General features: G+C 55.8%; 8 protein-coding genes and 1 pseudogene. 2 read left to right on the forward strand and 7 right to left on the reverse strand.

Annotated elements, in window-relative coordinates:
- From ACZAHD_RS18605 to ACZAHD_RS18630, 6 genes and pseudogenes are all read right to left on the reverse strand, one after another.
- Positions 1-211: pseudogene (locus tag ACZAHD_RS18605) on the reverse strand (iron ABC transporter permease); the annotation flags it as partial.
- Positions 211-1,209, reverse strand: coding sequence for a siderophore ABC transporter substrate-binding protein EitA (gene eitA / locus ACZAHD_RS18610; protein WP_462458098.1), 999 nt, complete (start codon positions 1,207-1,209; stop codon positions 211-213). The gene eitA and the pseudogene ACZAHD_RS18605, both read right to left, overlap by 1 nt.
- A gap of 262 nt (positions 1,210-1,471) precedes the next feature.
- A complete protein-coding gene (gene sapB, locus ACZAHD_RS18615) occupies positions 1,472-2,437 on the reverse strand; it encodes a putrescine export ABC transporter permease SapB (protein ID WP_462458099.1) in 966 nt (321 codons plus the stop codon).
- Positions 2,434-4,077: an ABC transporter substrate-binding protein SapA gene (gene sapA / locus ACZAHD_RS18620; protein WP_462458100.1), complete on the reverse strand. Its 1,644-nt coding sequence runs from the start codon at positions 4,075-4,077 to the stop codon at positions 2,434-2,436. The genes sapB and sapA overlap by 4 nt, the downstream gene beginning before the upstream one ends.
- An 853-nt stretch (positions 4,078-4,930) precedes the next feature.
- The gene (locus ACZAHD_RS18625; RefSeq protein WP_462458101.1) at positions 4,931-5,245 is read right to left on the reverse strand and encodes a PTS sugar transporter subunit IIB; all 315 of its coding nucleotides are present in this window, start codon (positions 5,243-5,245) and stop codon (positions 4,931-4,933) included.
- A gap of 319 nt (positions 5,246-5,564) precedes the next feature.
- Entirely contained in the window at positions 5,565-7,874 is a 2,310-nt protein-coding gene (locus ACZAHD_RS18630) for a helix-turn-helix transcriptional regulator (protein WP_462458102.1), read from the reverse strand.
- Between the two features lie 172 nt (positions 7,875-8,046).
- Here ACZAHD_RS18630 and ACZAHD_RS18635 point away from each other — a divergent pair, with 172 nt between their 5' ends.
- Together ACZAHD_RS18635 and ACZAHD_RS18640 are read left to right on the forward strand one after the other, a co-directional pair.
- Complete coding sequence (locus tag ACZAHD_RS18635) at positions 8,047-9,216, forward strand: M20 aminoacylase family protein (RefSeq protein WP_462458103.1); 1,170 nt, start codon at positions 8,047-8,049, stop codon at positions 9,214-9,216.
- Positions 9,217-9,242: 26 nt separating this feature from the next.
- Positions 9,243-10,634: an MFS transporter gene (locus ACZAHD_RS18640; protein WP_100683885.1), complete on the forward strand. Its 1,392-nt coding sequence runs from the start codon at positions 9,243-9,245 to the stop codon at positions 10,632-10,634.
- On the opposite strand, the gene ACZAHD_RS18645 is transcribed toward ACZAHD_RS18640, so the two are convergent.
- Positions 10,625-11,201: AAA-type ATPase lid domain-containing protein (locus ACZAHD_RS18645; protein WP_462458104.1), on the reverse strand; the 577-nt coding region annotated here is incomplete at its 5' end. The genes ACZAHD_RS18640 and ACZAHD_RS18645 overlap by 10 nt on opposite strands.

An 11,201-nucleotide genomic window follows, 5' to 3' on the forward strand; every position in this document is an offset into this window, starting at 1 on the left:
AGTCCCAAATCACGCTTTCATAGATGCGGCTGAGCGGAACGTTACTCCACCCCATTTTATTGCTGATGGCATAAAAGACGTTTTGCAGAGGGATCGAAAGCTCACCCACGCTGACACTAAGGGCTATGACCAGGAATAACAGTACAATGGCGAACAATCCGACGAGGGGCTGGAGCATTCCCCGTCGCGACTGAAGAACGGCGATCGACATCAGTTCAGCCCCAGTTTTCTGAGCTGCGCGGCGACCTGTTCAGCACCGTAGATTGTTCTGATGGTCGGGTTCATTGCCTGACCGTCCATCACCACGATATGGCCTTTTTTCACTGCATCCAGCTGGCTGACGGCCGGATCGCTCTTGAGGAATTTGATTTTTTCCTCCGCGTTATCAAGCGCCCAGCGGTTACGATCCAGGCTGGAAACCACAATCACATCGGGATTCGTGGCAATAATGCTTTCCCAGCCCACGGTCGGCCATTCGGTCTCAGAAGTAATGGCGTTATGTCCCCCCAGTACGCTGGCGATAAATCCGGATGCGCTGTTTTTACCGCCAACATAAGCATCAGCAGAAGGAGAAGAGCTTGAGAACCAAAAAACAAAAGAGAGATCTTTTTTGTTTTTACCGAACTCCTGGCGTAGTTCCGCTTCACGTTTTTTGAGGTCGGCAATAACCGCCTGGCCACGATCTTCAACGTTAAAAATTTTGGCGAAATCTTCAATTTCTTTATAGAGATACGTCATATCCCATAGCTTCTGACGGCTGCCATACATATCGCCAGAGGCTTTTTTTGTTGCGCACATGCCTGGAGACACATAGCTATTCACACCAAGAGTCACCAGATCTTCACGCTTCGCGACCTTACTTTCCGGCCCCAGTAACAGCGGCGACTGAGCGGGAACGAAATCTGGATTTTGCGCCAGAACGGATTCGAGGGTTGGAATTTCAACCGTCAGCGTTTTGATTTTTGCATTCTGTTCAGCCAGTTGCGGCAAGACTTTGGTCGGCCAAAATGCACTGGCGATCACCTTATCCTGCAGGCCCAGCAGGAGTAAAATTTCAACGGTGTTTTGCCCCAGCGCTACGACGCGTTCAGGTGGTTTGGTAAATGTTTCTTTATACCCGCAGTTTTCAATGGTCAGAGGATATGTGGTTGCCAGAGCGGAACTGACCGACGCAAACACCATACCTAACGCGCAGATGACCTTTTTCATTAAACGCTATCCTTCATTAAAATTATTTTTGAAAATCCAGGTTCTATTTTTAATGCAAATGTAACTCATTACTGAAGCGGAGTTTTATACAATGGCGGATATAGGGTGTCAATGATAGCCCCGGCAGCCACGATCAAAACATGGATTGCCGGGACAAACGGGGGAAAACGATGCGTATACTTTTGCGGGCTAAAATCCGTAAAACGTCATGGCGAAAAATTTTATCTATTTGATTTATATTTAATTAATATTTTTTTCTGTCCTATCGAAGGGCATACCATTCCTTGTGTTTTAACGGGTTCGCCATCGCACCCAGAATATCTGATATCACGTTGACGGTAATCACCAGGGCGCCAATGACCATGACGCCAGCCGAGATGGCGGCATAATCCTGCTGGCGGATAGCATTAATCAACCAGCGGCCGAGCCCCGGCCAACTGAAGACCATTTCGGTAATCATCGCCAGGGTCAGCATGGTCGAAAACTGTAGCCCAAGACGTGGGATCACCGGCGGCAGGGCGTTGTGCAGAACGTGGCGGCGTAAAATTGTACGCCGTGACACACCGCGTGTGGCAGCGGCCTTCACGTAGTTGGCGTCATATACTTCACTGGTGCTGATGCGCATCAGGCGGATCACTTCTGTGGTGGGAGCGACCGCCAGTGTCAGCACCGGTAGCACCATATGGCGTGCGGCACTGACGATCATTTCATGGCGCCACGGCGAGTCGGACAGCCAGGCGTCAATCAGCGCAAAACCGGTGACTGTTTTCACCTCGTACAGCAGGTCGAAGCGCCCGGAGACCGGAAACCAGCCGAGGGTCAGAGAGAAAAAGAGTGTCAGCAGCAGCGCCAGCCAGAATACGGGAATCGAGAAGCCAAGCAGCGCCAGGGCGCCGATCAGCGTATCGGGCCACTTGTTGCGCATAATCCCCGCCAGCATACCGACGGGGATACCCACCAGCAGCGCAAAGCCAAACGCGAGAATACACAGCTCCATGGTGGCCGGGAACACCTCTTTCAGCTGTTCGGAAATCAACTGACCGTTAATGCTGGAGACACCGAAGTCCCAGTGCAGCAGGCCGCTGAACCAGAACTGCCAGGCATTCCACAGTGAGGCGCCTTGCAGCGGGGCGTGGGGCGTAAAATAGCTCAGGCTGAAGCCCACGAAGGTCAGGAAAAAGAGCGTGACCAGCAGCAGCAGCAGGCGGCGCAGGGTAAAAATAATCATGGTTTTTTCACCTCGTCTTTTTTCTCACGCGAGACCCCCGCAAAGGAGGCGTTGCCAAACGGACTCAGGATCAGACCTTTCATATCATAGCGATACGCCTGCAGACGCAACGATGAAGCCAGCGGCAGCACCGGCAGGTCACGGGCGAGGATTTGCTGCGCCTCTTTATAGGCTTCAATGCGCGATGCCAGCTGCTGGGAGCGCAGGGCCTTTTGCAACACCTCGTCAAATTCGCGATTGCACCAGTGGGCGAAGTTGGTCTGTGAGGCAATGGCCGCACAGCTCAACAGCGGTCGGAAAAAACTATCCGGGTCGTTGCTGTCCGTGGCCCAACCGGAGAGCGTCAGATCGTGGTTCATGTCCATCAGCCTGGCTTCCTGAAAACGGCCTTCGACTGGCACAATAATCACCTTCACGCCAATTTGCGCCATGTCCGCCTGAATCAGCTCGGCGGTCTTCAGCGGGCTGGGGTTCCAGGCCTGTGAGCTGGTGGGCACCCAGAGCTTGAGCGTCAGTTCTTCCAGCCCCAGCGCTTTGAGCCGCTCGCGTGCTTCTTTCGGGTTGTATTCGGTAATTTTAGAGTCGTTATCGTAGGCCCACGAGGCACGCGGCAACATTGACGCGGCGGTTTCCGCCGTACCGTAATAAATGGACTGCATCAGGCGTTGGTTGTTGATAGCCAGCGCCAGCGCATGGCGAACTTCCGGTTTATCCAGCGGCGGCCGGGCGGTATTGAACGCCAGCCAGGCGATATTCATTCCCGGGCGTAGGGTCAGGCGCAGACGGGGATCGTCGCGCAAAATGGTCAACTGGCTGGCGGCAGGCCAGGCCAGAACGTCGCACTCCCCGGTGAGCAGCTTCGACAAGCGGCCGGTGCCGCCGGAACCGAGGTCGACCACCACCTGCGGCATTAGCGGTTTGCCGCGCCAGTAGTCCGGATGGCGCTGCAGGCGCACGTACTGCCCGGCGCGGTACTCTTCAAGCTGGAACGGGCCGGTACCAACCGGCTGACGGTCAAGCTGTTCCGGACGATCGGCTTTGGTTAACTGTGCGCCGTATTCCGCAGACATGACCGACGCATAGTGGGTTGCCAGGTGCCAGAGGAACGAGGCATCAGGGTGTTTCAGGCGAAATTCGACGGTTTGGTTGTCCAGCTTGCGTACACTTTCAACGCTGTCGGCGAACTGCAAGCTGTCGAAATAGGGAAAGCTGCTGCCGTTGACGCTGTGCCACGGATCGTCGCGGTTAAAAATACGACTGAAGGTGAAAATCACGTCGTCAGCGTTAAAGGCGCGGGTGGGTTTAAACCAGGATGTCGACTGGAAAGGCACGTGGCTACGCAGATGAAAGCGGTAAGTCGCGCCGTTATCCAGTACTTCCCAACTTTCGGCCAGTTCTGGGACCAGACGGTAGGTATAGGGATCGACATCCAGCAGGCGATCGTACAACTGGGCGGCTAAGGTGTCGACAATCAGACCGCTGCTGACTTTCTGCGGGTTAAAGGTATTAACCTGACCGCTTACGCAGTAAACAAAGCCGCTATCGCGAATATCGGCATTCGCGGGCAGCGTGGGCGCGGCAAGAGCCTGCCCGCACAGCAGCGACGCTACCGCGAGGAGAGAAGATATTTTCAGGCGCATAATGTTTTTATGATGACAGAGCGGTGCCCCATCTTATTAATATTGAATGACATATTCCATCACCTTCAACGCTCACAGGGACACTATCACGGCGACTGCGCCGGTGTGCTGTTCCGCAGGTTCACATGCATACCACACCGCTACTTCGAGTATACCTCGTAACACCACCACACGTTTTTGTCCGCCATCCTCCCTGAATAAAAGGGCAAAGCGCACGAAAGTGTGGGTAACCGATCGTGATGCTTCAAAGGGAACGACGGAGTGATATTCATCAAAAACCTGAGGGTATGGTGTTCTTTCAGGCACTTCTCAGCATATTCATGCGCTGTATGGCGGATAATGAAACATGGTAACTTTTTATCGCCACTTTCTCCAGTGAGCTGTTAGTTCACCAGCGCTTACAGTGGAAGTAAGCGGTTGTATCGACCCATGTAGTCCCTGGGAGTGATTTCGATCGCTATCCCGCCCCGATGGGTGGCAACAAAGCTTCGCAGAACCAGACCGCTGCACTTCTCACTAATTTCCCAGCCCTGTTCGCTGTAAGAATTCAGGGTTGAACGGATACATAAATCGGAGAAGATCATCATCACAGAGAGGGCGGGTGAACGATGGTTTTTCATCGCGTGGGTCAAACTGACATGGGCCGCATAGCGACTAAGAGTATGAGTATTAACCGGAATCATGTGTATTTTCAGTCCATTGAACGATGATGCGCAGACTATAATTCACATTGACAGATCTTACCAGTTACAAATAATTAACTCGTGACAGGGAGCGCGGAATGACATTCGATGTTGACGATGCGGGATAATGCGGACGGTCTGTCGACCTGCCCGCATTGTTTTATGCTCCGTCAGGTGAGCGATTGCGACAGATTGGCCAGCGCAAATTTAAGCACGCTCTCGCCGTTGAATGAGGCGTAGGGTAGGCTCTCAATAATCGCAATCTCCTGCTTATCTTGCAGCACGTTGGCGATTTCATCCCTTTTATATTGAATATGCGGCGCCACTAAAACGGCGTGGTAGGCCGGCGCAACGCTAAAAACATTCTCCAGGCCTACGGCGCTAATTAATAGATTCAGACCCTGAGCATCCGCTATTTTTTGCATTTTCTTCGCTAAGATGTTCGCCGTCTCGCCAGACAGGCAACATATCAGTAATTTTTTCACGGTTTTATCCTCGATGGCGTACCGAGACTACCTTATTCCGCTTTCACCGTAGATAATGCGTGGCGCATCAATTTTGTCTGACAAATTCTGTCGTCAGAGCCCGGAATTTGACGCCTTCTGGCGCAGCAATGAACTGGCCGGGCAGGGCGAAGGCTTTCAGCGAATGCATCGTCCGTAGGCTGGCGTGATTGAACTGGCGTTACCGTTGGTGGCCGCCTGGACCATCAACATGATGGTGTTTAACCCGGTTACCGAAACGAGCCGGGTGAAATCCATGAGTGGGTAAAACAAGGGCAGCCGTTATCCGAGTGTGGTGAGGTTATTCACTTACCGGGGTAAATTCGTAGAGAACCAGGGCGTTGCTTTCCAGCGAATCGACGACATGCCAGCCGTTTTCCGGCCGCTCTTCTGAGACACTCAGCGCCGGGCGTGCTTTGTGCATTATCCAGTGATAATCCTCTTCATCCGGCCCGCTCTGGCTGCGGAATGCGTCAAAAAGTGGGAATAACGCCCCGTGATGGCGATCGAAAAGATGCTGTTTAACCCGCCAGCGGCCCTCCAACCCCGATAGCTGCACGCTATAGGGCTGGCTGAAGCGTTGGATAAAAGCTTCTTCGCTGGAGAGCCAGGGGTTGAACACTACCGTATTGCGTAACAACAGCTGATAATGTTCCCCGTGACGTAACAGCAGCAGATTTTTGTCATTCACCAGTACCTCCCCACGCAGCCGCCGCCAGAGCCACAGCACCCAGTAAACCGGGCGCGGGAGGCCGTGCAGATAGTGCAGCGCCAGGCTCGAGGTATCCAGCTTGCCGTTGGCACGCGCTTCACCTTGCAGACCTGAATTGAGCCAGAACCCGGCTAGCCATACCTGATCCGCCAGCCCCAGCAGGTTATCCATCAACAGCGCGCCGCGAAAGAAACGACCGTTGGTGTCGCGGGTGTTGCCGGTCAATGTATTCCACGAGAGTAGCCAGACGGGGAGCGACAGCTGGCGCTGGCGCAGGGCGCTGTGGATCTGGCGCAGTTTATGTACCGGGTAGTTTTCGCTGGCGGCCAGCTTGCTGCTATCGAGCTGCGCCAGATCCAGCAGCTCATTCGCGTCGGCCTGGCAGGCGAGAAAACTGGCTTCGCTCAACAGCGGCGAACGGAGCAGTGCGTCTTCACCAATGGTGTTCTCCGGGAAGCGATGCCAGATCCCCAACTGCGGCTGCGGCAGTATCGCCCGCAGCGCGTCGCGCTGCTGCTGCCAGGCATGCTGGCGCGCCTCTTCGCTGGCCTGTGGCGACCAGTGCCAGACAAATCGCCAGCTGGCGAGCGTCGCCGGGGGGAAATGATTCGCGGCGAGGCGTAAAAAACGCTGTAGCAGATCGCAGCGGGTGGTCAGCCCGGTATGCAAAATCAGCCCCCAGCCCCTGCTGGTCAGCCAACTGAAAAGTTGCTGCAACTGGTACCAGCAGGCATAGCCTGCCATCTGCGGGTCATCCCAGCCGGTCGCGAACAGTCTGCTGCTGAGAAACGGATCGTTAATATCAATCGCGTAGACTGGGAGGCTATCGTGCAGCCGTTCCAGCTCGCGGCGGACATCTTCACGTAATAAATCATCCAGCTCACGGACGGTGACCACGATTCGGGTGTGGCGTAATGGCGCGGCGCGGCTCGGCAACTGGCGTAGATCAATCTGGCGGGTCTGCTGCGGATTCAGCAACGGCGGAGGATTATCCCAGCCGTGTTTCTCCGGCTCATTCAACCGGGCATAGATGCGCTCCACGGCGACCGGCTGCCAGATATCGGCCTGACCGGCGCGTGAACGACTGGACTCTTGAGGGCTCTGCGGATGCTGCTGGCGAAACTGACGCGGGGTCAGTTCATGCAGTCGTTTAAACAGGTCGCTCATGATGCGGGTGCTGGCAAACCCTTGTTCCTGGGCAATCTGCTGTACCGGCTTGCGGGTGGTAAGGAGCTGTTCCGCTGCTTTGTTGAGCCGCAGTGTGGTTATGTACTGCATAAAGCTTACGCCGACCTCTTTGCGAAACAGGCGCGATAGCCAGGCTTCGGAAACAAATTCAGCCGCGGCGACATCCTGTAGCGAAAGCCGCTGCTGATAGTTGGCGTCGATACGTGCCACCACCCGAGCAATGCGGCGGCTCCACTTCTCCCCCCCACGCTGTGTCCTGGCGATGACGGGCCGGGTATAGCGAGTGGCCAGCAGCAGGGCAATTTCACTGAGCCAGCGATTGGCCTCCAGACGGTAGCGGGACTGGTGATTAACCAGTTCAATGACCAACAGCTGGCGCATCAGATGGCGCAGGTTATCATCGGCATCGCGAGTGGCGTCAGAAACCTGGTAGTCGACGGCGAAAAAATCACCGTCAAGACGCGTCAGCCAGCCGTAAGACAGGGTCAGCAGCATGACCGCATTGGCGTCCGCTGCGGTCATGCTCCAGCGCTGATGACGGTTCACTATCGCCAGGTTGTCAGCAGGCAACGGTTGGCGAAGATCGCCGTCATGCAGCACGACGCTGCCTTCCAGCACCCACAGCAATGTTAATGCATCGCTATCCTGCTGACTGTACTGACGAACATCGCGAACCACGACGCTAAAATCGCCTGATGAATGGTGTTCCACCGTAACGTCCTCTCAAAGACAAAAAATAACAGGTTATTTTTTGTCATAACCGATTTGTATGAAAAACACTCATGAATAATCCGTCAATATAAAACAAAAAACAGCGCATCGGAGGCTTTTTAACCGCATAAACTCGAAAGTGTCGCGCAAACCCCATGAAGGAATAACAAAAATGACACATCCACTTATTGAGGCATTACAGGTTAATGAAGCGCAGTTTATTGCTCTGCGTCGCCGTTTCCATCAGCAGCCGGAGCTCGGCTTCGAAGAACATCACACCAGCGATGAAGTCGCCCGCCTCCTCGCCGGATGGGGCTATGAGGTGCATCGTGGTCTGGCGGGAACCGGCGTGGTCGGAACGTTAACCGTCGGCAGCGGCCAGCGTCGCCTCGGCCTGCGCGCCGATATGGATGCGCTGCCGATGCAGGAGGCGAGCGGTAAAGCCTGGGCCAGTCAGGTTGATGGCCGTTTTCACGGTTGCGGTCATGACGGGCACACCACCACGCTCCTTTACGCTGCCGAGTATCTGGCGCGTACCCGGCAATTTAATGGCACGCTACAGCTGATTTTCCAGCCTGCTGAGGAGCTGCTGTACGGCGGTCGGGTCATGGTGGAGGACGGCCTGTTTGATAAATTCCCCTGTGACTTGATCTTTGGTCTGCACAATATGCCGGGGCAAGCGCTGGGTAAAATTGGCCTGCGCAATGGCGCCATGATGGCCTCCTCCGATACCTTGCATATTGAGGTCAAGGGCGTGGGCGGGCACGGGGCGGTACCGGAGCATACCGTTGACGCCACGCTGGTTGCCTGTCACATCACGCTGGCGCTGCAATCCATCGTTTCACGCAATATCACGCCATTTGAACCGGTGGTGGTGACCGTCGGCAGTATTCAGGCGGGACATGCGCCAAACATTATCAACGATAAGGTGCTGATGAAGCTGACGGTCCGCACGCTGAACGAGCAGGTGCGTGAAACGGTTCTGCAGCGTATTCATGATATTGCCGTTGCCCAGGCGGAAAGCTTTAATGCTACCGCCACTTTAACCCATGTCAACGGCAGCCCGGTGTTGAAAAACGATCCCGCTGCGAATCAGATGGTGCGCCAGGTGGCGACGTCGCTGTTTGGCGAGGCGCAGGTGGGGGAGGTGAAACCCTTTATGGGCAGCGAAGATTTTGCCTTTATGCTCGAACATAATCCGAACGGGTGCTACTTCACTATCGGCGCCGGAGACGAAGCGGATCGCTGTATGGTGCATAACCCCGGATATGATTTTAACGACGAGATCCTGGTCAAGGGCGCGGCGCTGTGGTGCGGCCTGACAGAACATTATCTGCGCTAACGACCCGCGACGGGGAGGACCCTATTATGAGCTCCGTATCTCTGACCGACACACCGTTTGTCGGCACCGATCGCCTGCTGGCGGGCATTGTGCTGAGCGTGCTGACCTTCTGGTTGTTTGCTCAGTCGGTCATCAATGTTGTGCCAGCTATGAAAAGTAGTCTGGATATTTCCCTTGAGACGCTGACACTCGCCGTCAGCCTCAGTGCACTCTTCAGCGGCTGCTTTGTTGTCGCCAGTGGCGGGCTGGCGGATAAGTTTGGCCGGATGCGCATGACCCATATTGGCTTAGGATTGAGTATTGCCGGGAGTGCTTTGTTGATCCTGGCCCAGGGGCCAGGGCTGTTTCTCGCCGGACGCGTTTTACAGGGGCTGTCGGCGGCCTGCATCATGCCCGCTACCCTGGCATTGATCAAAACCTGGTACCAAGGCAAGGCCCGCCAACGTGCAGTCAGCTTCTGGGTTATCGGTTCGTGGGGCGGTAGCGGGCTGTGTTCGTTCGTCGGGGGAGCCATCGCCACCGGGCTCGGCTGGCGCTGGATCTTCGGCTTTTCCATTGTCGTTGCGCTGGTGGCGCTGATGCTGCTTCGCGGCACGCCGGAAAGCCGTAGCGCCGGCGCGCAGCAGCAAAAGCTGGACATCAGCGGTCTGTTGAGCCTGATCGCGTCATTGGTACTGTTGAATCTGTTTATCAGTAAGGGGCACGGCTGGGGCTGGAGCAGCGGCCTGTCACTGACGATGTTTGCCGGTTCGCTGCTGGCGGCGGGGTTTTTCATCCGCAGCGGACGGCGCAAAGGGGACTCCGCGCTGATTGATTTTGCCCTGTTTCGCAATCGGGCCTACAGCGCCGCCGTGCTGTCAAACTTTCTGCTTAACGGCGCGATTGGCACGATGATGATCACCAGTATCTGGCTACAAAAAGGGCACAATATGAGCCCGCTGGAGACCGGCGGTATGACGCTGGGCTATCTGGTGACCGTTCTGGCGATGATCCGCGTGGGGGAAAAGCTGCTTCAGCGCTACGGGGCGAGGCTGCCAATGATGACCGGGCCGCTCTTAACCGCCGTGGCGATTGTGCTAATCTCCTGCACCTTTCTCGATAAATCGCTCTATATTGTCACCGTCTTTCTCAGCAATGTGCTGTTTGGCCTCGGGCTGGGGTGCTATGCGACACCGTCTACCGACACGGCGGTCGTGAACGCGCCGGAAAACAAAGTGGGCGTCGCCTCGGGGATTTACAAGATGGGCAGCTCGCTAGGGGGGGCGATGGGGATTGCGGTGACGGCGTCACTTTTTGCGCTGTTTTTACCGCTCGGTATGGCCAGCGCCGCGCAGTATGCGCTGTGGTTTAACGCGGCGATGTGCCTGGGAGCAACGCTGGTCAGTGCTCTGATGCTGCCGCGTAGGCCTCATAGCTGATGTTTTTTGAGCAGCGCCCGCAACTGGTGATAGGTTAACCCGAGCAGCGCCGCCGCCTGTTTCTGATTGTATTTCGCCTGCTGCAGACCCGTCTGCAGCAGGTTTTTTTCTTGTTCCTGCTGGAAGGCCCGCAGATCCAGCGGCAGCGTTGGTCCGGCGGGATTCGCGGCAGCGTCTGCGCGGGGCGACTGAAGCGGCAGAGGTTGATGAAAAGGATTAATGATGATGTTATCCAGTTCGCTGTCGCTGGTGCCGTGGCGATAGACGGAGCGCTCGACCACGTTTTTCAGCTCGCGAATATTCCCCGGCCAGCGGTAGCCGAGCAGTGTTTCGCTGGCGCGGTCGCTGAAACCGGGAAACAGCGGCAGCCCCAGTTCACGACACATCTGGATAGCAAACTGATTTGCCAGCAGCATAATGTCGCTCTGTCTGTCGCGCAGCGGCGGAAGCTGCACCACATCGAAGGCGAGGCGGTCGAGAAGGTCGGCGCGAAAATGGCTGTCCTCAACCATCTGCGGCAGGTCAGCGTTGGTGGCACAAACCAGGCGCACGTTGACCTGCAGCGGC

Source organism: Raoultella sp., assembly GCF_039594335.1.
GTDB lineage: Bacteria > Pseudomonadota > Gammaproteobacteria > Enterobacterales > Enterobacteriaceae > Klebsiella.